The sequence below is a fragment of the Bacillus sp. AFS015802 genome, assembly GCF_002561455.1.
GTDB lineage: Bacteria > Bacillota > Bacilli > Bacillales > Bacillaceae_B > Rossellomorea.
Genome location: NZ_NTUP01000074.1, coordinates 19,570 through 40,952 on the forward strand (window position 1 = coordinate 19,570; position 21,383 = coordinate 40,952).

Below are 21,383 nucleotides of genomic sequence, written 5' to 3' on the forward strand. Positions count from 1 at the left end.
TTGGTACAAGCAGAAGCTACCCGCTTCTCACCTGAATAACGCGTTAAAGCTGTTTACAGGTATGTGATTGACTATTAAAGCCATTAATATATGCTTAATAATCAGGTGCGGGTGTTTCGACACTCGCATCTTTTTTTGTGTGTTGCACGCAAAAAAGGACGCGAGTGCGTCGGCCAAAGCCGTGTATTCTTTTAATAAACCTTGGAGGTGCTAATTATTAGCAAAGACATGATCTTAAACGAAACGATTCGTGCCCGTGAAGTACGTCTTATCGATCAAAACGGTGAGCAGCTTGGAATCAAATCCAAGAATGAAGCTCTTGAAATTGCTGAACGTGTAAACCTTGATCTTGTTCTTGTTGCTCCAAATGCAAAACCACCCGTTGCTCGTATCATGGACTACGGTAAGTTTAAGTTTGAACAACAGAAGAAAGAAAAAGAAGCACGTAAGAATCAGAAGATCATCAATCTTAAAGAGGTGCGCCTAAGCCCTACGATTGATGAGCATGATTTCAACACAAAGCTTCGTAATGCTCGTAAGTTCCTTGAAAAAGGAGACAAAGTTAAAGCGTCAATCCGATTTAAAGGTCGTGCGATCACGCACAAAGAAATTGGTCAACGCGTTCTGGATCGCTTCAGTGATGAGTGTAAAGATGTAGCAACCGTTGAATCAAAACCGAAAATGGATGGTCGCAGTATGTTCTTGGTGCTTGCACCAGTTAACGAAAAATAAAGGACCCGAGGAGGAAAAGCATCATGCCAAAAATGAAAACTCACCGCGGCTCAGCTAAGCGTTTCAAGAAAACAGGTTCTGGTAAACTTAAACGTTCACACGCTTACACAAGCCACTTATTCGCAAACAAATCTACTAAAGCAAAGCGTAAGCTACGTAAAGCGGCTGTTGTCTCTAAAGGAGATTTCAAACGCATTCGTCATATGCTTGACAACCTAAAATAAGAAGTAATAGAAACAGGAGGGAATTATTATGCCACGCGTAAAAGGCGGAACAGTAACACGCAGACGTCGTAAAAAAGTTCTTAAATTAGCCAAAGGTTATTTCGGTTCAAAACATACTTTATATAAAGTAGCAAATCAACAAGTCATGAAATCATACATGTATGCTTATCGTGACCGTCGCCAAAAGAAACGTGACTTCCGTAAACTATGGATCACACGTATCAATGCGGCTGCACGCATGAACGGTCTTTCTTACAGCCGTCTAATGCACGGATTGAAACTTGCTGGTATCGAAGTAAACCGCAAAATGCTTGCTGAGCTTGCGATTTCTGACGAAAAAGCATTCAACCAATTAGCTGACGCTGCTAAAGCTCAACTAAACAAATAATACCTGCTGACTAAGTTAGCAGATCAAAAGGACTGGCCACTGGCCGGTCCTTTCTTATAATCTCTTTTTATCATTTTGTAGTACTGTACATAAGGTCTGCTAAGGATGAATCGATTAGGTGTGAATAATGGGGAGGAGAACTGCTAGCGTTATCCAACACCTCCATAGCTTCGCTTCCCCATTCACGTACGATACCCGACGAAGTTTACGTAGCTCACCTCACTATCTTTAATAGATAGAGCAAAAAAGTGATAATGAAAAATCTAATATAAAACAAAATTTTTCTCCTTGAAACGAAGCTATTTTCTACTTATCTTTGAACTTTAAGGATACATGCTTGAAAAGTTGATTGGAGCGGAAGGATGCTCGACTCCTGCGGGAATAGCTGGACAGCTCGAAAAGCGGAGACGGCTTGCTCAGCCCCGACAAGCATAAGGTGGATGGACCTAGAAGGCGCTTTTTGCCTTCTTGGACCATTTAACTTATGACCTCGAGGGGCTAGCCGTTGGAGCCGGACAGGTGAGACCCCACAGGCGCAGCCGAGGAGGCTCACCGCCAGCCCCGCGGAAAGCGAGCATCCTGGAGCGGAAATCAACTACTACTTACTCATCTAAGGTACTTAGGTAGTTTGAGAATAATGTTCTTATATCAATCAAACCAGAAAGCAGGTAGAAATCATGGATACATTAACAGGGATTTTATATCTATATGCCGTTATCATCAACTTCATAGGCTTTACGGTCATGGGAAGGGATAAGAAAAAAGCAAAGCGACACGAATACCGGATCAGCGAACGGGTATTGTGGCAGATTGCGATTGTAGGAGGGAGCGTAGGGGCTTACATAGGGATGAAAATCTACCGTCATAAAACCAGGCATAAACAGTTCGCCATTGGTATTCCACTCCTCGTCATGCTTCACTGCGTGCTGTTCATCTGGCTGAACGCGAAACTGTAGCAACCAAAGTTTTTCATTCTTTAACCCGTCTCCCTGACATACGATATAGAGAGTATGTAGAAACAGCTTAGAAAAGCAGAAGGAGGTCGCGTTAGCCATGGACGAACGGTTGGTTGCTGCATTCGCCCTGATGGAATCAAGCGGATATATGGCTCCTGTTCTGTTTATCTTATTTCATGTCCTGAGGCAGTTTCTGTTCATTCCCGTCGCCCTTGTCTGTATGGCGGGAGGGGTCCTGTTCGGAAGCCTCTTCGGCACGTTGTATTCATTGATCGGATTAACGCTCTTATCTGTCACTTTTTATTTTGTCATCAAAGGCTTCAAATCCTTTTATGAAAAGCTTCTGAGGCTGAAGGAAAAATGGTTCGGACGGAATGCCACCCTCACCACGGGCCAGATCGCGGTGCTCAGGTTGATCCCATTTGTCCATTATCAGCTCCTTAACCTTTGCCTGCTCGAGCGAAAGAAGGAGCTCAGACCCTTCGTTCGTGCCTCCGTCCTTTCCAACATTCCCCTGGCGTTTTTTTACACGGTATTCGGCCAATACATCAAACAATTTTCCCCGCCCATTCTCGTTATGATCTTCATCGCACTTATCGTCCTGTTTTACCTGCTGAGAGAAAAAGTAAGGGTCATTCAGTGGAGGGAGTTTTTTCCCGGTAAATAAAATCAAAAAAACGACCAGCTCTGCTAGTCGTTTTTTTGTTGGTTTTTTTGAAGGAATTCGTGAATCGGACTTTTCCAATCAAGTTTCGCGTTGGGGTAACGTTCTTTGATTTCGTTCTGCAGGTATTCGAAGTCCTCCCGGGTGAGGCCTTTTAAGGAGGAGACATTTTTCGTCCAGACGAAGATGGAAACCACTTCGAAAGACGTTTCTGTCGCCCCGAGATATTTCTCCCCTTCAAATCGGACGCCCTTGTACGTTATGTGAAAATTTTTACGGACATTTTCCTGATCATCGAGAAAATAAAAACGTTTCTGCTCCTGGGCAAGCTCCAGTTTGCGCTTTGGATTTATGATGTATTTGACGCTGCTATATAAAAGATAAAGAATAAGGAAAAAAATCACTAACCGAATAAGCCAAAGCATAACCATTACCTCCATAGGCATATTTCTTCCACTATTATTTACGATGAAAACAGAAAAAGGTTTCATATTATTTAAAATTTGCTCGAAAATTTGTCATACTAAGAGGGTGAGTCAAAAAATAAATGCCTCGGGGAGTTTTAAAATGAATATTGAAACGTTATTGGATATGCAGAAAAAGCTTGATCATCACATCGAAGAGCAACACGGTTTGGAAAAGGAAGATTTGATCGATAAGAAAATCCTTGCCCTGCTCGTCGAGGTGGGGGAACTGGCAAACGAAACGAGAAGCTTCAAATTCTGGAGCACGAAACCATCTTCCTCTAAGGACGTGATCCTGGAAGAATTCGTCGACGGCGTGCATTTCATCCTGTCACTTGGAATTGAAATCGGGATCCAGCAATTTGACTTGGGAGAGACGAATTATGCGAATGAAGATGTGACAAAGCAATTCCTAACCGTGTTTAAATATGCCAACCACTTTGCCGAAGAACGTTCGGTTGAACATTTCCAGGAGTTATTCAGACACTATGTATACCTTGGGGAGCTGCTCGGGTTCTCCCATGAAGAAGTGTTCGATGCCTATGTGAAGAAAAATGAAGTGAATTATAATCGCCAAAAAGAAGGATATTAATCAATGGATTCTTCCCATTCATAGTAAAGAAGATTCAGGAAATTTTGATGAATCACACAGATTTTAGTATAATGAAAGGGAATGAACATTTAGGGGGTCGAAACAATGGCAAAACTAGACGAAACATTGACAATGCTTAAGGATCTGACCGATGCAAAAGGTGTACCGGGTAATGAGAGAGAAGTACGGGAAGTCATGAAGAAATACATAGAGCCTTTTGCAGATGAAGTGACGACAGATAATCTCGGGAGCCTGATCGCAAAAAAAGTCGGCGATGAGAATGGTCCCAAGATCATGGTGGCAGGCCACTTGGATGAAGTCGGATTCATGATCACACAAATCGACAGCAAAGGGTTCCTGCGCTTTCAAACCGTAGGAGGCTGGTGGTCACAGGTCATGCTTGCCCAGCGTGTGACGATTGTGACTAGCACTGGGGAAGTAACGGGTGTGATTGGTTCCAAACCGCCACATATCCTGCCTCCTGAAGCCCGTAAAAAGCCGGTCGATATCAAAGATATGTTCATCGATATCGGTGCTTCAAGCCGCGAAGAAGTACAGGAATGGGGAGTGAAGCCGGGAGATATGGTTGTCCCTCATTTCGAATTCACGGTGATGAATAACGAGAAGATGCTCCTTGCGAAAGCATGGGATAACCGCATCGGATGCGCGATCGCCATCGACGTATTGAGAAACCTGAAGGATGAGAAGCATCCAAACGTTGTATATGGTGTCGGTACGGTACAGGAAGAAGTGGGTCTGCGTGGAGCGAGAACGTCGGCTGCCAAGATTCAGCCGGACATCGCATTTGGCGTGGACGTTGGAATCGCAGGGGATACTCCTGGTGTTTCCGATAAAGAAGCGTCAAGCAAGATGGGTGAAGGTCCACAGATCATCCTGTATGATGCGTCCATGGTTTCCCACAAAGGATTGCGTGACTTTGTAACGGATACAGCGGATGAGCATAATATCCCGTATCAATTCGATGCCATCGCCGGCGGTGGAACGGATTCAGGTGCGATCCACTTAACAGCGAATGGAGTCCCAGCCTTGTCCATCACTGTGGCAACGCGCTATATTCATTCCCATGCAGCGATGTTGCATCGTGATGACTACGAAAATGCCGTTAAACTGATTACCGAAGTGATCAAGAAGCTTGATCGTGATACAGTGGCGAAGATTACGTTTGATTGATTGTAATGAAGGAGACCCTTGTACATCAGGGTCTCTTTTTTTGTGTTTAAAACGTCATTTCACCCGACAAGGTCATATCCGCACCAATCGTTTTTTTGATGATGCGGACGGCGCTTTCATTGTCTTCATCCGTTTCCGAAGCCATGCAGTCCTTTGGTATCGACATTTCATACTCCCTCATATAGGCATCATTGGCTGTGTACAGGACACAGATGTCACCGGCGATTCCTGTTAAAATGAGGTTCCCTACGTCAAGCTGATGAAGCAAAATATCAAGCTGCGTTCCGAAAAAGCAGGAGTGCTTCGGCTTGATGATAAAATAATCGTCCGTATCGGGATGCAGTTTTTCAATCACCTTTTCCCCTTTTCCTTTTTTGCATTCTTCAATGATGTCATTCATATTGTCCTGCCACAGCCCGTAATTGTCATTCACATAAATGACCGGTACCCCGGCTTCCTTTGCCCGCTTCTTCAATTCGTGAATGTTTCCGACGATTTTCAATGTGTTTTCGTATAAATCCTCTCCGCCTTGGAAATCAAAGGTATTAATCATGTCGATGATCAATAAGGCGCTTTTATTTTGACTCATACATCCGTTTCCCCTTCCTTTTCTGTGATATTTTTTCATTACCACCGAAAGAGTCTAGCTAAAACAAAATCAAGGGGGAATTTTAAATGGTGAAATAAAAACAAGGGCAACCCTTTTTAAAGGATTGCCCATGCATTTATTGCGGTTGTTGCTGCTGCAATGATTCCTCCAGTGTTTCAAGGACCATTTTTTGTTCCTGGGGATCGGCGTTTTGCCAGAAGACTTCAAGAAGTACACCCAGACCTGGAAGGGTTTTTTCTTCTCCCCCCTGGATGGCGTCAACGATGGTGTCTCTCAGTTCGTCCTGGTTGTTGCCAGATACGTTGTGTATGATCGCTTTTCGTAAGTTAAGATTCATCACACATTTCTCCTTTTTCGATAGGATGAGGAATTCATTGTTATCTTGTCTCAAATTGAATTTATTATGTAAGAAAGTTAAGGTATAATGAGACCCTGAATAGTCATTTAAAGGAGCGGATACGATTGAAGTATATTCAATCCTCGAAAAATCCTGTTGTAAAGCAGTGGAAGAAATTATTGACCAAAAAGGAACGGGATCTCACCCGTACATATATCATTGAAGGTTTTCATCTCGTGGAAGAAGCATTGAAGCAGGAGGATACGGTCCTTGAGCTGATCGTTGTGGAAGGAATCGATCTTCCACAGAAATGGACAGTGGACGATGTGTCCATCACCATGGTTTCGGATGAAGTCGGAAAAGTCCTGACCGATACCGAGACATCACAAGGCGTATTTGCCATTTGTAAGCAAAAAGAAGCTGAGCATGAACTGGGCAGGGCTTCAACCCTGATGCTTCTCGACGGCCTCCAGGATCCCGGGAATATTGGAACGATCATCCGCACAGCCGATGCGGCAGGGATGGATATGGTCGTTTTAGGGAAAGGGACGGTTGACCCTTATAATCCAAAAGTATTACGCTCGGCACAAGGAAGCCACTTTCATATCCCGATTGTCAGAAAGGAACTTCCTGAAACCATTTCGGCACTGAAAGAACGCGGCATCCCCGTGTATGGGACGGCTCTGGAAAATGGAGTGGAGTATACGACGATCCAGCCTAGCTCTTCATATGCCCTCATTGTAGGAAACGAGGGAAATGGCATGTCGAAGGACCTTTTAACAGAAACGGATCAGAATCTCTACATCCCTATTTACGGCAAGAGTGAATCATTGAACGTAGCGATAGCGGCAGGGATTTTATTATACTATTTTAAAAATGGGCAGTGAATTTCGTGAAAAGGTTTGAATTATGCCGTGAAATTCACTATAATAATGCACATATAACTTTAAAAACGTTGAAAGAGGAAAGTAGCACATGACCTTCTTCAAGGGAGAGGATGCCTAAGACTGCAAGCATCCTTAAGAAAACATGGTGTGAACATTTCACCTCTCGAGTTGGCATCGGGACCATTCTTTTGATCAGAATGTAAAGATGCTCCGGCAAAGCCGTTATCCGAATGAAGTGAGTATGTCCCCTGGTGGATATGCTTATAAGGGTGGTACCGCGATATAAACCTCGTCCCTTTTTGGGATGGGGTTTTTTTATTTGTTCTAAAAAGGTACCCGTTCGGAGGATATACATTAAAGGAGGAAGAATAATGGAGGACAAATTACGATCCCTTCAACAAGAAGCAATCGAAAAGGTGAACGAAGCACAGGATCTGAAAGAGCTGAACAATATCCGTGTTGCTTATTTAGGGAAAAAAGGACCTGTCACCGAAGCCTTAAAAGGAATGGGCAAACTGTCGGCGGAAGAGCGTCCTAAAATGGGGGCCCTTGCGAATGAAGTCCGTGGAGCCATCACAGAAACCATTGAAGCAAAGCAGGCCATTCTTGAAAAAGAAGCGGTTGAAAAGAAGCTTCAATCTGAAACGATCGATGTCACACTACCGGGCCGTCCTGTGAAAAAGGGTAATCACCATCCGCTTACGATGATCATTGAAGAAATCGAAGACTTGTTCATCGGAATGGGCTACACCGTTGCCGAGGGTCCAGAAGTGGAAAAGGATTACTATAACTTCGAAGCACTGAACCTTCCGAAAGGTCACCCTGCCCGTGACATGCAGGATTCATTCTATATCACGGAAGAAACCTTGCTGCGTACCCATACGTCACCGGTTCAGGCAAGAACGATGGAGCTCGCCAAAGGGAAAGGCCCGATCAAGATCATCTGTCCGGGTAAAGTATACCGCCGCGATACCGATGACGCGACGCACTCCCATCAATTCACCCAAATCGAGGGGCTTGTCATCGATGAAAACATCCGCATGAGTGATCTGAAAGGAACGCTGAATGTGTTTGCCAAGAAAATGTTCGGGGAAGACCGCGAAATCCGCTTACGCCCAAGCTTCTTCCCATTCACAGAGCCTTCCGTCGAGATGGATATCTCTTGTAAGATCTGTGGCGGAAAAGGCTGCCGCGTATGTAAAGGAACGGGCTGGATCGAAATCCTCGGAGCAGGGATGGTTCATCCGAATGTCCTTGAAATGGCAGGATATGATTCGAAGAAATATACCGGATTTGCATTCGGTATGGGACCTGAGCGCATTGCCTTGTTGAAATACGGAATTGACGATATCCGTCATTTCTACACAAACGATACTCGCTTTGTGACACAGTTCGGAACAGAAGAGTAAAAGAAAAACGATAGGAGGTACTAACACATGTTTGTTTCATATAAATGGTTAGAAAATTATGTAGACCTGTCAGGTGTCACACCTGAAGAGTTGGCAGAGAAAATTACAAGAAGCGGGATCGAAGTCGAAGGTGTGGAACGGATCGGCGAAGAAATCAAAAATGTGGTCGTCGGCCATGTATTACAATGCGAGCCACATCCTGACGCGGATAAATTAAATAAATGCCTGGTGGACGTCGGCGAAGAAGAACCGGTCCAAATCATTTGCGGAGCACCTAACGTGGCAAAAGGTCAAAAAGTGGCTGTCGCGAAAGTTGGAGCGGTCCTTCCGGGTAACTTCAAAATCAAAAAAGCCAAGCTTCGCGGTGAAGCATCCCACGGGATGATCTGTTCCCTTCAAGAGCTTGGAGTAGAAGGAAAGCTAGTACCGAAAGAACATGCAGAGGGAATTTATGTGTTCTCGGATGATGCTGAAGTAGGCAGAAATGCCGTTGAACTACTGAATCTTGATGATGCGATTTTAGAACTTGGCTTAACGCCAAATCGTTCAGATTGCTTAAGCATGCTGGGAGTGGCGTATGAAGTGGCAGCCATCCTCGATCGTGACGTAAAGCTACCTGTAACGGAGGTATCCGAAGGCAGCGAGAAAGCATCGGATTATGTAACAGTTACCGTAGAGGCGAAAGAAGATAATCCTCTATACGGTGCTAAAATCATCAAAAATGTCAAAATCGGTCCATCTCCCCTATGGATGCAGAACGCATTGATTTCAGCAGGAATCCGCCCGCATAATAATGTGGTCGATATTACGAACTATGTATTATTGGAGTACGGTCAGCCCCTTCATGCGTTTGACTACGACCGCCTTGGATCCAAGGAAATCCTCGTCCGCCGTGCAAAAGATGGCGAAACATTCGTGACCCTGGATGACGCGGAAAGAACCCTGTCAAGCAGCCAGCTTGTGATCACAAACGGGACTGAACCCGTTGCCCTTGCCGGCGTGATGGGTGGAGCGAATTCAGAGGTTCAGAATGATACAACGACGGTGCTTCTGGAAGCTGCATACTTCACGGGCCGGATTGTCAGAGGAGCTTCCAAGGACCACGGATTGAGAAGTGAAGCGAGCACCCGCTATGAAAAGGGCGTGGATCCGAACCGTGTCCTGAAAGCAGGAGAAAGAGCCGCTGGGCTGATGGCAGAATATGCCGGCGGGGACGTTCTTGAAGGCACCGTATTATTCAACGAACTGGACGTTGAGCCGGTTAAAGTGGAGATCACATTAGAAAAAATCAACTCTTCACTGGGAACCTCCATTTCGGGTGACGAAGTCGAAGACATCTTCCGCCGCCTGCAATTCGATGGGGAAGTCGACGGGGAAACGTTTGTCATAACTGCTCCTACAAGAAGAGGGGACATCACCATCCCTGAAGATTTACTGGAAGAAGTGGCGCGCCTTTATGGCTATGACAACCTTCCAATGACTCTTCCCGAGGGAGAATCCATGGCCGGCGGATTGTCAAACCACCAGCTGAAACGCCGCAGGGTCCGCCGTTATCTAGAAGGAGCGGGACTCCTCCAGGCCATCACGTATTCGTTGACAAACGACAAGAAAGCAACCCAATACGCCCTGGACGTCAAAGAACCTGTCCGTTTATTGATGCCGATGAGCGAAGAGCGCAGCAACCTCCGCTTAAGCATCATCCCGCAGCTTCTTGAAGTGCTTTCATACAATAAAGCCCGTCAAAATGACTCCCTTGCGTTCTATGAGGTCGGATCCGTTTTCTTGCAGGAACCGGGAGAAGAGCTTCCTCAAGAAGAGGAACATATTGCCGGAGCCCTGACCGGACTATGGCATCTCCATCCTTGGCAGGGAGAGAAAAAGCCTGCTGACTTCTATGTGGCCAAAGGAATCCTTGAAGGGATGTTTGAAGAAATGGGAGTGTCTGAAGCCATCTCATACCGTCAGGCAGCCGTAGATGGTTTGCATCCGGGAAGAACCGCCGAGATCATACTCGACAACGAAGTGATCGGTTTCGTCGGAGCCATTCACCCGGAAGCGGAAAAGGAGTTGGACCTGAACGAAACATACGTCTTCGAACTGAAGGCATCACCTGTTTTCCATTATGATAAACCGGCATTGGTTTACACGCCGATCCCCCGTCACCCATCCATCACAAGAGACATCGCCCTTGTCGTGGACGGAGAGGTGAAAGCCGGGGATCTTGCCTCCATCATCAAAGAAGCGGGAGGAAAACTTCTGAAAGAAGTATCCGTCTTCGACCTTTATGAAGGGGAGCATATGGAAGCGGGCAAGAAATCTCTTGCGTTCTCCCTGAAATACTTCGATCCGGCGAAAACATTGACCGATGAAGAAGTAGTGAAAGTACATGATAACGTACTCGCTGCCGTGAAAGAAAAAGCGGGAGCCGAATTAAGAGGATAATCACGCTTGTGAAAAGAGGTGTCAGACGATGGTCTGGCATCTTTTTTTGTTTGTCTGGTAAAAAAAAGGGGGAGTTTTGACAGGAGAAATATGGCTGGAATTTAACAGGAGAAAAAACGGCGGAATTCAACAGGAGAAATATGCCCGGAATTCAACAGGAGAAAATGCGACGGAATTCAACAGCTGAAATACGTTCAAAATTCAACAGCTGAAAAACAGTGAAAAATCAGCAGCTGAATTCCCCCAAAACATTCAGCAGCTGAACCCACACCCCAACAAAAAAAGCCGCATCCCATGCGGCTTTTCCTCATTTCCTCGCTAACTTCATCGCCTTCTCGCTATTCGCGAAATGCCATTTGGTCATGGACTTTAATTCTTCGATTCCTTTTCGCTTGATGATCTTCGCTGCGGCCACGTCGACGTGGTTGCCGGCGCCTTTCGGTATGTCGACGCCCGCTTTGGCACTCAGCTTGTCCATTTCCTTTAGGAACGCATAACGGGCAATGATCGATGCCGCTGCGACGGCTAGGTGGATGCTTTCTCCCTTTGTGCTGAAATAGACGCGGTCACGCTGGATTTTCTTTTGGGCAGAGACATGCTTGAAGTATGTATTCTTTTCGACGAACTGATCGATCAGTATGCCTTCTGGCAGTTCCGGTGCCATTTTTTCAAGTAGATTCAGGATGGCTTTGTTATGAAGGAGTGCTTTCATTTTTCCCTGTGTCATGCCCTTTTCCTGCATCTCATTGTATTTCGGATTGTGGAGAATGAGCAGAGAGTAAGGGATGGTCGAGATCAGGTCCCTTGCTATGCTGATGATTTGAGGGTCGGATAAGTTTTTGGAATCCTTGACCCCGAGTTCCTTCATGAGTGGGAGGTGCTCCCTTTTCACGTAGGCACTCACCACGGTGATGGGGCCGAAGAAGTCTCCTGTCCCGACCTCATCTGAACCGATGACGGACCAATCGGCGAAGTTTTCAGGCAGGGACGTCGTGCCTTTTGAAGGGGATTTCACTTTGGCAGGGGCGCTGGTTCCCCACTGGCTTGCCTCGCCTTCCCCATTTGCCCCCTGAAACAATACTTTTCCGGATTTGTAGGCGGTAATCGTGCAGCCGGATGGCTTTGCTACAAATAGGGCCCCCGGCGGAAGCTTTTCGACCAGTACATTTCGGTAGTGACCTTTCATTTTCTCAATGGTTTCTTTCGTTGTTTGAATGACGGTGTTGGCCAAGTTTCTCTCTCCTTCTGACAATATGATTGAATTTAATAAAAAATGTGACCTTATGTGACAAATTCCTTCCAAAATCAAAAGATTTCATGGTATGATTATGTGTAGGATTCTTATGAATGGGGGGCTTTCAGGTTGTCTGAAGTACAAAAAAATCGCACCACTGTGGACATATATGGTCAACAATATACGATTGTTGGGACTGAATCAACAAGTCAAATAAGATTTGTCTGTTCAAAAGTGGATGACAAAATGAGAGAAATCAACTCCATGAATCCATCTCTCGACACAAGCAGGCTCGCCGTTTTGACAGCGGTGAATGCCGTAAATGATTATCTCAAACTTCAAGAAAAAGTTGAAGAGCTTGAACGGGAAATTAAACGATTAAAGGATTGAAAAAAAGATGTTGGACTTAGCTTTGTTGATCATCCTGGTGATAGGATTTCTAATAGGTTTGAAACGTGGATTCATTTTGCAGGTCATCCACATATTCGGTTTTATCGTTTCTTTCATTGTAGCATACATATATTATGATCAGCTTGCACCCAAGCTGACTTTATGGATTCCGTATCCTGAATTGGACGAGCAGTCCACGCTGAATATGATTTTTGAATCGACCCATTTAGATCAGGCGTACTACCGGGTGATTGCGTTTGCTGTGATTTTCTTCGCGGTGCGGATCATCCTCCAGATCATTGGTTCGATGCTCGACTTTGTTGCCCATCTACCGCTTTTGAAGCAGCTGAATATCCTTGGCGGCGGGGTACTGGGTTTTATAGAAGCATATTTAATGATATTCATTCTCTTATTCATTGCGGTATTATTGCCGATCGAGTCGGTTCAGACATTCATCAATAACTCTTTTATTGCGCAAGCGATGGTGAAACATACCCCGGTTTTCTCCGATATGGTGAAATCCTGGTGGATTGAATATGTAGCCTGAATAAGGGCTGACTATAAGTATGCAACCAATAATCCGGCAGGAAGGTCAGGCGGATTTGTTCATCTTATAAGTCAGTCTTTTTTCTTTTTATATCAATTTTGCTACTATATAGATGGAGTCGTTTTTGCTTTTATAGCGAACGAAGAAGCTGAAAGGATCCTTACTCGTTAAATCTAAGATAGAGGGTGAATCTCTTGAATAAAAAAGATATTATAAAATTATTAGAGAAAATTGCGATATATATGGAATTGAAAGGCGAAAATTCATTTAAGACATCCGCCTACCGAAAAGCGGCTGCGGCACTTGAAAATGACGACCGGAGCCTACAGGAAATCAGTGATTTCACGAAACTCTCCGGGATCGGAAAAGGTACGGCAGGGGTGATCGAAGAGTACATAAACGATGGGACATCCTCGGTTCTTGAAGAATTGAAGGAGGAGGTCCCACAGGGATTGATCCCCCTTCTTCAATTGCCTGGACTTGGCGGGAAGAAAATCGCTAAGCTGTACAGTGAGCTTGGGGTCGAAGGGATCGAAGACCTGGAAGAGGCGTGTAAAGCCAATAAGGTACAGGCGCTTGCAGGCTTTGGGAAAAAGACGGAAGAAAAGATCCTCGCTTCCATCGAACAGGTCGGAAAAAGACCCGACCGCCTCCCGATTGGTTTCATGATGGGGATTGCGGAAGAGATCGAGGGATATCTTTCACAAATGGACAGCATCGGGACTTACTCGAGAGCCGGAAGTTTGAGAAGGATGAGGGAAACCATCAAGGACCTTGATTTCATTATTTCGACCGAACGTCCCGAAAAGGTGAAGGAAGAGCTTTTGACATTGCCTCATATCGTTGAAACCATTGCTGCGGGGGATACGAAGGTTTCATTGACCCTTAAGTACGATTGGGACGTCAGCATTGATTTTCGTATCGTGAAGCCTGAGGAATTTGCGACGACCCTCCATCATTTCACAGGATCAAAGGATCATAATGTCCGCATGCGGCAGCTGGCCAAAGAACGCGGGGAGAAGATCAGTGAATATGGCGTGGAGAATAGTGAAACCGGTGAAGTGAGGACCTTTAAGACCGAGGAAGAATTCTATCATTATTTCAACCTGCCGTTCATTCCCCCGGAGCTCCGGGAAGATGGAAGAGAAGTGGAAGAGTTCAGTAAGGATTATCCTCTCCTCACATTGAAGGATATAAACGGCGACCTGCACATGCACTCGACATGGTCGGATGGTGCATATTCCATCGAGGAAATGGTGGAAGCGTGCCGAGCCAAAGGATATCAATATATGGCCATCACGGACCATTCACAGTATTTGCGGGTGGCGAATGGCCTTACGAAAGAGCGTTTATTGAAACAAATCGAGGAAATAAAAGAAATCAATCAAAAGTATGATGATATCGAAGTCCTTTCGGGAATCGAGATGGATATCCTGCCTGACGGGACTTTGGACTATGATGATGATCTTCTGGAAAAAGTGGACCTTGTCATAGCTTCCATTCATTCAAGTTTTTCACAGCCTCAAGAGAAAATCATGGAGAGACTCTCAACAGCCTTGAAGAGTACCCATGTGGATATCATCGCCCACCCGACCGGCAGGATCATCGGCAGACGGGAAGGCTACGACGTCGATGTGGATCTTCTTATCCAATTGGCGAAAGAAACCGGTACGGCACTTGAGCTGAATGCCAACCCGAATCGTCTGGATCTTTCTGCTGAAAATATCCGCAAGGCCCAGGAACAGGGTGTGAAGCTCGTCATCAATACAGATGCTCACAGTATCGATCACCTGGAGTTTATGGAAGTCGGTGTCGGCACTGCCCGTAAAGGATGGATCAAGAAAGACACGGTCATCAATGCATGGGATAAAAATGAGCTGTTACAATATATTAAGCGAAACTGATAAAAGGTGGAATACATTCCGTGAATGCTAAAGTATTAAAGACGTTGGAGTTTGATAAAATCAAAGAATTATTAAAGCAATTCGCTGCATCTGCACTCGGTCATGCAAGGGTATCCTCCCTCATGCCGTCAGTGGAATACGAAGAGATTACGGCTCTTCACGATGAGACGGATGAGGCGATGACGATTCTCCGGTTGAAGGGGCATGCGCCTTTAGGCGGGATCTTTGACATAAGGCCTCACGTGAAGCGTGCTCAAATCGGCGGTATGCTTTCCCCGTCCGAGTTCGTCCAGGTGGCGAGCACGATCCGGGCAAGCCGTAAGCTGACTCTCTTTGTGGAAGAACTCCTCGAGGAAGAGGTGGAAATCCCTCTTCTACAAGAGAAAATGGGGTCGGTCATCCCGCTTCCGCAATTGGAACAGGATATACGGAAAGTCGTGGACGACAATGGGGAAATTCTCGATACTGCCAGTGAAACACTTCGCACGATCCGTACGCAGCTTCGTGCGAATGAGGGACGGATCCGGGAGAAGCTTGAACGGATGATCCGTTCTTCCAACGCGCAAAAAATGTTATCAGATGCGATCATCACCATCCGTAATGATCGTTACGTCATTCCGGTCAAACAGGAGTACAGAGGTCAATACGGCGGGATCATCCATGATCAATCCTCTTCCGGCCAGACGTTATTCATCGAGCCTGAAGCGATCGTTCAGCTGAATAACCAGCTCAGGGAGCTCCGCTTGAAAGAACAGACGGAAATCGAAAAAATCCTTCAGGAGCTGTCTGAAAGCGTCCAGGAATCCGGGGAAGAACTTCTTCTGATCGTGAATGTCCTTTCTGACGTGGATTTCATGTTTACCAAAGCGAAGTTCGGACGGTCGATCAAGGGATCTAAGCCGACGATCAATAACGAACGACGGATGAAGCTGAACAAGGCCCGTCATCCCCTGCTTCCGATCGATGAGGCGGTGGCGAATGACATCGAGCTCGGGAATGAGTTTTCTTCCATTGTCATCACCGGTCCCAATACCGGGGGGAAAACCGTAACTCTGAAGACATTGGGATTGACGAGCCTCATGGCACAGGCAGGTCTTCCGATCCCGGCTTTGGATGGTTCAGAGGTCGGCGTATTCCGGCATATCTATGCTGACATCGGGGATGAGCAGTCGATTGAACAGAGTTTGAGTACCTTCTCGTCCCATATGGTCAATATTGTCGACATCCTGAAAAAAGTCGACCATGAGAGTCTGGTGCTCTTCGATGAGCTTGGTGCCGGGACGGATCCCCAGGAAGGTGCGGCGTTAGCGATTTCCATCCTGGATGAAGTCCATGGAACCGGGGCCAGGGTCGTAGCGACTACCCATTATCCTGAGTTGAAAGCATATGGATATAATCGTGAAGGTGTCGTGAATGCGAGTGTGGAATTCGATGTGGAAACACTAAGTCCCACGTATAAGCTGCTCCTGGGCGTACCGGGAAGGAGTAATGCGTTCGATATTTCCAAACGACTGGGACTTTCGGATCCGGTCATCCAACGTGCGAAATCCCATATCGGCACCGATAGTAAAGAAGTCGAAAATATGATCGCTTCACTTGAAGACAGCAGGCGCCAGGGTGAACGGGAGCTTGAGGAGGCCCACGAGCTGCTGAGACAGGCTGAGAAAATGCACAAAGATATGCAGAAGCAAATGATGGAGTATTACGAGAAGAAGGATACCCTCTACGAAAAAGCACAGCAGAAAGCCAGTGAAGTCGTTGAAAAGGCAAAGGCGGAAGCTGAGCAGGTGATCAAAGATCTCCGGAAGATGCAGCAGGAAAAGTCTGCCCAGATCAAAGAGCATGAACTGATCCAGGCAAAAAAGCAGCTTGAGGACGCCACACCTAAGCTGAAGACGGGGCAAAAGAAGAAAGCCACAGGGTCAAAACATGAATTGAAACCTGGTGACGAAGTCAAAGTCCTGAGCTTTGATCAAAAAGGTCATCTGGTCGAACGGGTATCTGCGAAGGAATGGCAGGTACAGATGGGCATCATGAAGATGAAAGTGAAGGAATCAGACCTTGAATTCATTCAATCTCAACAAAAGGTGGAAACGAAACCGCTGGCTACGGTGAAAGGCAAGGACTTCCATGTCAGCCTCGAACTCGACCTGCGGGGAGAACGTTTTGAAAATGCCCTATCAAGAGTGGAGAAATACATCGATGACGCTCTTCTTGCTGGCTACCCACGCGTTTCCATCATCCATGGAAAAGGGACGGGAGCTTTAAGACAGGGAGTGCAGGAGTACTTGAAGAACCACCGGTCGGTCAAAAACATCCGTTTCGGGGATGCAGGTGAAGGTGGAACGGGCGTCACGGTCGTTCAGTTTAAATAAAGAGGGTAAGGGAGCTTTACAATGGAGAACTTTTGGGAAAATGAATTTGTTCAGACGGCGGGAAATTATAGTGTGGTCATCCTTTGCCTGGTTTTGTTTTTAGCGATCTTTGAATTGGTGACCAAATACCGGAACTGGGAAGAAATCAAAAAAGGAAATTTGGCTGTGGCGATGGCAACAGGCGGGAAAATATTCGGGATAGCGAATATTTTCCGACATTCCATCAGCCATAATGATACGATCCTGACCACGATCGGGTGGGGTGTATTTGGCTTCATTCTCCTGTTGATCGGCTATTTCATCTATGAATTCCTGACGCCGAAATTCAGGATCGATGAAGAAATTGAAAATGATAACCGGGCGGTAGGCTTCATTTCGCTCGTCATTTCAGTCGGGTTATCCTATGTCATAGGAGCCGGTATATCGTAAGGAGAGGAAATATGGAAACGTTGGCGAAGGTTCTGCTCACCCTGTGCGGGGTGTTCATACTGGTTGGGATCATCTATATGCTGTTCTTTACTTGAACAGTAGACTATATAGAATCATGAGAGAGAAATAATCCTAAAATAATACTAATGTACAAACAGACTGTCATATGGTGAAATAGGCAGTCTTTTTTCATTTTTAAAAAGGGATTGTGAGGAAGGTCAAGCCTGAGGGATAGGCAGAAAGTACGGTCGGGTTGTATTTGAAATTGTAACTGAAGTCCCCTTATATTATAATAATGAATAGAAGAAATTTTCTAAAAATTATGAAGGAGGGATTACAATGACTAAACCATGGCTTGCAGAATACCCGGAAGAAATCCCAAAAGAACTAGACCTTACGGAGAAACCATTACAGTCCTATTTAACCGAAGCTGCTTCCCTTTACGGTAATAAAGCGGCGATCCACTTCATGGGGAAAGAAATAAGCTTCCGTGAATTACATGAATCGGCTCTCAAATTCGCCCATTATCTTAAAACGCTGGGGATCGAAAAAGGAGACCGGGTGGCGATCATGCTGCCGAATACCCCTCAATCCGTCATTGCTTATTACGGCACCCTTTACGCGGGCGGAGTGGTGGTACAAACCAATCCATTGTATATGGAAAGAGAAATCGAATATCAAATGAAGGATTCCGGTGCGAAAGTGATCCTCACGTTGGACATTCTTTATCCAAGAGTGTCGAAGGTGATGAAAAATACCGGTCTTGAGCACATTATTGTAACCGCTATCAAAGATTATCTTCCTTTTCCAAAGAATCTCATCTATCCGTTTATCCAGAAGAAGCAATATGGTATCGTGGTGAAGGTGGACCATAGGGGTCAAAACCATTTATTCACTGAAATCATGAAGACAGCGAGGGCAGAAGTCACACCGGAAGAGTTCGATTTCGAAAATGATCTGGCCCTGCTTCAATATACCGGCGGCACAACCGGTTTCCCGAAAGGAGTCATGCTGACCCATAAGAATCTGGTAGCGAATGCTTCCATGTGTGATGCCTGGCTTTATAAGTGTAAAAAAGGGGAAGAAAAAATGCTCGGGATCCTTCCATTCTTTCATGTGTATGGCATGACGGCGGTGCTGATTCTTTCGGTCATGCAGGGGTATAAGATGATCCTGCTCCCTAAATTTGATCCTGAAACGACGCTGAAGACGATTCAGAAACATAAGCCAACCTTATTTCCAGGTGCCCCTACCATCTATATCGGTTTATTGAATCATCCCGATGTAAAGAACTATGATCTGTCATCCATCGATTCCTGTCTCAGCGGAAGCGCCCCTTTACCGGTGGAAGTCCAGCAGCAATTCGAGGAGGTAACGGGTGGAAAGCTTGTAGAAGGATATGGACTCACAGAATCATCCCCTGTCACCCATTCCAATTTCCTTTGGGATAAAGCAAGAATCAAGGGAAGCATCGGTGTCCCTTGGCCAAGTACGGAGAGTGCCATCTTTTCACTGGAAACTGGCGAAGCCCTGCCCCCGAATGAGATCGGTGAGATCGTCGTAAAAGGCCCTCAGGTGATGAAGGGGTATTGGAACCGTCCGGAGGAAACCGAACAAACGTTAAAGGATGGCTGGCTGTTAACGGGTGATTTGGGTTATATGGATGAAAAGGGTTATTTTTACGTGGTAGATCGTAAGAAAGATATGATCATAGCAGGCGGCTTTAACATTTATCCCCGTGAAATTGAGGAGGTCCTGTATGAGCACCCTGCCATCCAGGAAGTGGTCGCAGCAGGCGTACCCGATCCTTATAGAGGGGAGACCGTCAAAGCGTACGTGGTGTTGAAAGAAGGGGAATCCCTGACGGAGGAGGAGCTCAATGTGTACGCACGTAAGTACCTGGCTGCATACAAAGTGCCGAGGATTTACGAATTCAGGAGTGAACTTCCGAAAACGGCTGTCGGGAAGATCCTGAGGAGGGCCCTTGTGGAAGAAGAGCGACAGAAGGTAGAAGATGAACAGAAAACAAGCTGAATGAATACACTTTGAGCTTTTTCTTTTTGACGAGGAATTGGACAAGGATCGATTCTTGACAATCCACGGGAAACCTTTTATTATAAAAATATGAATGAATGGTCATTCATATTTCGTTAAGGCAGGTCAGAACATATGAAACGTAATAAACCTAAATACATGCAAATTATCGATGCTGCTGTTATTGTAATAGCTGAAAATGGTTACCATCAGGCCCAGGTGTCAAAGATCGCGAAACAAGCAGGGGTCGCTGACGGAACGATTTATCTTTATTTTAAAAATAAGGAAGATATCCTGATTTCGTTGTTCAAAGAGAAAATGGTACTCTTTGTCGAAAAAATCGAGGAAGTTATTGCAGGAAAACAGACAGTTTCAGAGAAATTATTAGTGATGATTGAAAATCACTGTAGGATTCTGTCGGATGATCATCATCTGGCCATCGTCACACAGCTCGAGCTCAGACAGTCGAATAAAGACATCCGCATGAAAATCAACGATGTATTAAAGGGCTATCTGGAATTAGTCGATAAGGTCCTGATCAGCGGAATTGAATCAGGGGAGTTTTCGGATGATCTCGATGTCCGGCTGGCACGCCAAATGATCTTTGGAACATTGGATGAAATGGCGACGACATGGGTGATGAACGATCAGAAATATGATTTGGTAGCTCAAGTCCCTGCTATACACAAATTATTGCTTCATGGATGTGGCGGCAGGAACTAACTTCGTTTAGGGGGATGAGAGATGGAAAGTTTATCATGGGTCTTAGAAGGACAAGTAGCAACGGTCCTGATTCAAAGACCTCCAGCTAATGCACTTGCAAGTGGACTCATCAGGGAGATTGATTCGGTTCTTGATGAGCTTGAAACGAACAAGGATGTCAGGGTCATCTTGCTGAAAGGTGAAGGACGTTTCTTCTCGGCAGGTGCCGACATTAAGGAATTCACGACGATTGAAAGCGGTGAGGAATTCTCGCAGCTTGCCAAAAAAGGCCAGGACGTTTTTGAACGTATGGAGAATTTCCCGAAACCGATCATTGCAGCCATTCACGGAGCTGCTCTGGGTGGTGGATTGGAGCTTGCCATGGGTTGTCATATCCGACTGGTGAGTGAAAATGCGAAACTCGGATTGCCTGAACTGCAACTTGGACTTGTTCCCGGATTTGCAGGTTCACAGCGCCTTCCGAAACTGGTTGGGAGAGCGAAAGCAGCAGAAATGCTGTTGACAAGCGAGCCGATCAGCGGGACAGAAGCGGTTCAATGGGGACTGGCGAATAAGGCATACCCTGAAGACCAGCTTTTCGATAAAGCGAAGGAAATGGCCGATAAGATTGCGAAGAAGAGCCCGGGAGCGATGAAGGCAGCGATTGAGCTGTTGAGCTACACAAAAGATGATCGCTTCTATGAAGGCGTCATGAGAGAATCGGATCTTTTCGGTGAGGTATTTGTATCGGCGGATGCCAAGGAAGGCATTTCAGCATTCGTAGAAAAGAGAGAACCACACTTTAAAGGCTAGAATACATTCTAGTAATATAGTAAACTCTTAGTTAGGGGCAGTATTGCATGTCAATGCTG

At 45.7% G+C, this 21,383-nt stretch carries 22 protein-coding genes and 2 other annotated features; of the genes, 18 read left to right on the plus strand and 4 right to left on the minus strand.

What is annotated here, in order from left to right; all coding sequences use genetic code 11:
• Position 1 precedes the first annotated feature (1 nt).
• Positions 2 to 141: a sequence feature (ribosomal protein L20 leader region), on the plus strand.
• A gap of 72 nt (positions 142 to 213) precedes the next feature.
• From infC to CN378_RS21875, 5 genes are all read left to right on the plus strand, one after another.
• The gene (infC, locus tag CN378_RS21855) at positions 214 to 732 is read left to right on the plus strand and encodes a translation initiation factor IF-3 (RefSeq protein ID WP_167562127.1); all 519 of its coding nucleotides are present in this window, start codon (positions 214 to 216) and stop codon (positions 730 to 732) included.
• A gap of 23 nt (positions 733 to 755) precedes the next feature.
• The gene (gene rpmI / locus CN378_RS21860) at positions 756 to 956 is read left to right on the plus strand and encodes a 50S ribosomal protein L35 (protein WP_032087387.1); all 201 of its coding nucleotides are present in this window, start codon (positions 756 to 758) and stop codon (positions 954 to 956) included.
• Positions 957 to 984: 28 nt separating this feature from the next.
• Positions 985 to 1,344, plus strand: coding sequence for a 50S ribosomal protein L20 (gene rplT / locus CN378_RS21865; RefSeq protein ID WP_034757014.1), 360 nt, complete (start codon positions 985 to 987; stop codon positions 1,342 to 1,344).
• A 677-nt stretch (positions 1,345 to 2,021) separates the two neighbouring features.
• Positions 2,022 to 2,300 (plus strand): DUF1294 domain-containing protein, encoded by a 279-nt coding sequence (locus CN378_RS21870; protein ID WP_098354617.1) that lies wholly within the window; start codon positions 2,022 to 2,024, stop codon positions 2,298 to 2,300.
• 97 nt (positions 2,301 to 2,397) lie between these two features.
• Positions 2,398 to 2,967 (plus strand): TVP38/TMEM64 family protein, encoded by a 570-nt coding sequence (locus tag CN378_RS21875; protein ID WP_098354618.1) that lies wholly within the window; start codon positions 2,398 to 2,400, stop codon positions 2,965 to 2,967.
• A 23-nt stretch (positions 2,968 to 2,990) separates the two neighbouring features.
• Here CN378_RS21875 and CN378_RS21880 read toward each other — a convergent pair whose 3' ends face one another.
• The gene (locus CN378_RS21880) at positions 2,991 to 3,389 is read right to left on the minus strand and encodes a sigma-w pathway protein ysdB (protein WP_098354619.1); all 399 of its coding nucleotides are present in this window, start codon (positions 3,387 to 3,389) and stop codon (positions 2,991 to 2,993) included.
• Positions 3,390 to 3,531: 142 nt separating this feature from the next.
• Here CN378_RS21880 and CN378_RS21885 point away from each other — a divergent pair, with 142 nt between their 5' ends.
• Positions 3,532 to 4,020 (plus strand): dUTP diphosphatase, encoded by a 489-nt coding sequence (locus tag CN378_RS21885; protein WP_098354620.1) that lies wholly within the window; start codon positions 3,532 to 3,534, stop codon positions 4,018 to 4,020.
• 105 nt (positions 4,021 to 4,125) lie between these two features.
• On the plus strand, positions 4,126 to 5,211 hold the full coding sequence (locus tag CN378_RS21890; RefSeq protein WP_098354621.1) for a M42 family metallopeptidase: 1,086 nt from the start codon (positions 4,126 to 4,128) through the stop codon (positions 5,209 to 5,211).
• Positions 5,212 to 5,257: 46 nt separating this feature from the next.
• On the opposite strand, the gene CN378_RS21895 is transcribed toward CN378_RS21890, so the two are convergent.
• Both CN378_RS21895 and sspI read right to left on the minus strand, forming a co-directional pair.
• Complete coding sequence (locus tag CN378_RS21895) at positions 5,258 to 5,800, minus strand: cysteine hydrolase family protein (RefSeq protein WP_098354622.1); 543 nt, start codon at positions 5,798 to 5,800, stop codon at positions 5,258 to 5,260.
• A 136-nt stretch (positions 5,801 to 5,936) separates the two neighbouring features.
• Complete coding sequence (gene sspI, locus CN378_RS21900) at positions 5,937 to 6,158, minus strand: small acid-soluble spore protein SspI (protein ID WP_044340454.1); 222 nt, start codon at positions 6,156 to 6,158, stop codon at positions 5,937 to 5,939.
• A 125-nt stretch (positions 6,159 to 6,283) separates the two neighbouring features.
• Here sspI and CN378_RS21905 point away from each other — a divergent pair, with 125 nt between their 5' ends.
• The 3 genes from CN378_RS21905 to pheT all read left to right on the plus strand — a co-directional run bounded on the left by CN378_RS21905 (position 6,284) and on the right by pheT (position 10,896).
• Entirely contained in the window at positions 6,284 to 7,045 is a 762-nt protein-coding gene (locus CN378_RS21905; RefSeq protein WP_098354623.1) for a TrmH family RNA methyltransferase, read from the plus strand.
• Positions 7,046 to 7,104: 59 nt separating this feature from the next.
• Positions 7,105 to 7,345: a binding site (T-box leader), on the plus strand.
• Positions 7,346 to 7,416: 71 nt separating this feature from the next.
• Entirely contained in the window at positions 7,417 to 8,454 is a 1,038-nt protein-coding gene (pheS, locus tag CN378_RS21910) for a phenylalanine--tRNA ligase subunit alpha (protein WP_098354624.1), read from the plus strand.
• Between the two features lie 27 nt (positions 8,455 to 8,481).
• Positions 8,482 to 10,896: a phenylalanine--tRNA ligase subunit beta gene (pheT, locus tag CN378_RS21915; protein ID WP_098354625.1), complete on the plus strand. Its 2,415-nt coding sequence runs from the start codon at positions 8,482 to 8,484 to the stop codon at positions 10,894 to 10,896.
• A 307-nt stretch (positions 10,897 to 11,203) separates the two neighbouring features.
• Here the strand turns inward: pheT and rnhC are convergent, their stop codons facing one another.
• The gene (gene rnhC, locus CN378_RS21920) at positions 11,204 to 12,127 is read right to left on the minus strand and encodes a ribonuclease HIII (protein ID WP_098354626.1); all 924 of its coding nucleotides are present in this window, start codon (positions 12,125 to 12,127) and stop codon (positions 11,204 to 11,206) included.
• A gap of 132 nt (positions 12,128 to 12,259) precedes the next feature.
• On the opposite strand from rnhC, the gene zapA reads away from it, so the two are divergent.
• The 8 genes from zapA to CN378_RS21965 all read left to right on the plus strand — a co-directional run bounded on the left by zapA (position 12,260) and on the right by CN378_RS21965 (position 21,324).
• Positions 12,260 to 12,520: a cell division protein ZapA gene (gene zapA / locus CN378_RS21925; protein WP_098354627.1), complete on the plus strand. Its 261-nt coding sequence runs from the start codon at positions 12,260 to 12,262 to the stop codon at positions 12,518 to 12,520.
• Between the two features lie 7 nt (positions 12,521 to 12,527).
• Positions 12,528 to 13,067 (plus strand): CvpA family protein, encoded by a 540-nt coding sequence (locus tag CN378_RS21930; protein WP_098354628.1) that lies wholly within the window; start codon positions 12,528 to 12,530, stop codon positions 13,065 to 13,067.
• 194 nt (positions 13,068 to 13,261) lie between these two features.
• Entirely contained in the window at positions 13,262 to 14,971 is a 1,710-nt protein-coding gene (gene polX, locus CN378_RS21935; RefSeq protein ID WP_098354629.1) for a DNA polymerase/3'-5' exonuclease PolX, read from the plus strand.
• Between the two features lie 20 nt (positions 14,972 to 14,991).
• Complete coding sequence (locus CN378_RS21940) at positions 14,992 to 17,346, plus strand: endonuclease MutS2 (protein WP_098354630.1); 2,355 nt, start codon at positions 14,992 to 14,994, stop codon at positions 17,344 to 17,346.
• A 21-nt stretch (positions 17,347 to 17,367) separates the two neighbouring features.
• Complete coding sequence (locus CN378_RS21945) at positions 17,368 to 17,775, plus strand: DUF350 domain-containing protein (protein WP_098354631.1); 408 nt, start codon at positions 17,368 to 17,370, stop codon at positions 17,773 to 17,775.
• 339 nt (positions 17,776 to 18,114) lie between these two features.
• Entirely contained in the window at positions 18,115 to 19,809 is a 1,695-nt protein-coding gene (locus CN378_RS21955; RefSeq protein ID WP_306471903.1) for a long-chain-fatty-acid--CoA ligase, read from the plus strand.
• Between the two features lie 135 nt (positions 19,810 to 19,944).
• Positions 19,945 to 20,532: a fatty acid metabolism transcriptional regulator FadR gene (locus CN378_RS21960; RefSeq protein WP_098354634.1), complete on the plus strand. Its 588-nt coding sequence runs from the start codon at positions 19,945 to 19,947 to the stop codon at positions 20,530 to 20,532.
• A 21-nt stretch (positions 20,533 to 20,553) separates the two neighbouring features.
• Entirely contained in the window at positions 20,554 to 21,324 is a 771-nt protein-coding gene (locus tag CN378_RS21965) for an enoyl-CoA hydratase (protein WP_098354635.1), read from the plus strand.
• The last annotated feature ends 59 nt before the right edge of the window (positions 21,325 to 21,383 follow it).

Coding starts and splice junctions, on each gene's coding strand:
- CN378_RS21880 (WP_098354619.1), bottom strand. CDS start 3,389: ATGCTTTGGCTTATTCGGTTAGTGATTTTTTTCCTTATTCTTTATCTT.
- CN378_RS21955 (WP_306471903.1), top strand. CDS start 18,115: ATGACTAAACCATGGCTTGCAGAATACCCGGAAGAAATCCCAAAAGAA.
- rplT (WP_034757014.1), top strand. CDS start 985: ATGCCACGCGTAAAAGGCGGAACAGTAACACGCAGACGTCGTAAAAAA.
- pheS (WP_098354624.1), top strand. CDS start 7,417: ATGGAGGACAAATTACGATCCCTTCAACAAGAAGCAATCGAAAAGGTG.
- rpmI (WP_032087387.1), top strand. CDS start 756: ATGCCAAAAATGAAAACTCACCGCGGCTCAGCTAAGCGTTTCAAGAAA.
- CN378_RS21960 (WP_098354634.1), top strand. CDS start 19,945: ATGAAACGTAATAAACCTAAATACATGCAAATTATCGATGCTGCTGTT.
- CN378_RS21945 (WP_098354631.1), top strand. CDS start 17,368: ATGGAGAACTTTTGGGAAAATGAATTTGTTCAGACGGCGGGAAATTAT.
- pheT (WP_098354625.1), top strand. CDS start 8,482: ATGTTTGTTTCATATAAATGGTTAGAAAATTATGTAGACCTGTCAGGT.
- CN378_RS21890 (WP_098354621.1), top strand. CDS start 4,126: ATGGCAAAACTAGACGAAACATTGACAATGCTTAAGGATCTGACCGAT.
- CN378_RS21875 (WP_098354618.1), top strand. CDS start 2,398: ATGGACGAACGGTTGGTTGCTGCATTCGCCCTGATGGAATCAAGCGGA.
- CN378_RS21965 (WP_098354635.1), top strand. CDS start 20,554: ATGGAAAGTTTATCATGGGTCTTAGAAGGACAAGTAGCAACGGTCCTG.
- CN378_RS21885 (WP_098354620.1), top strand. CDS start 3,532: ATGAATATTGAAACGTTATTGGATATGCAGAAAAAGCTTGATCATCAC.
- sspI (WP_044340454.1), bottom strand. CDS start 6,158: ATGAATCTTAACTTACGAAAAGCGATCATACACAACGTATCTGGCAAC.
- CN378_RS21895 (WP_098354622.1), bottom strand. CDS start 5,800: ATGAGTCAAAATAAAAGCGCCTTATTGATCATCGACATGATTAATACC.
- CN378_RS21930 (WP_098354628.1), top strand. CDS start 12,528: ATGTTGGACTTAGCTTTGTTGATCATCCTGGTGATAGGATTTCTAATA.
- CN378_RS21870 (WP_098354617.1), top strand. CDS start 2,022: ATGGATACATTAACAGGGATTTTATATCTATATGCCGTTATCATCAAC.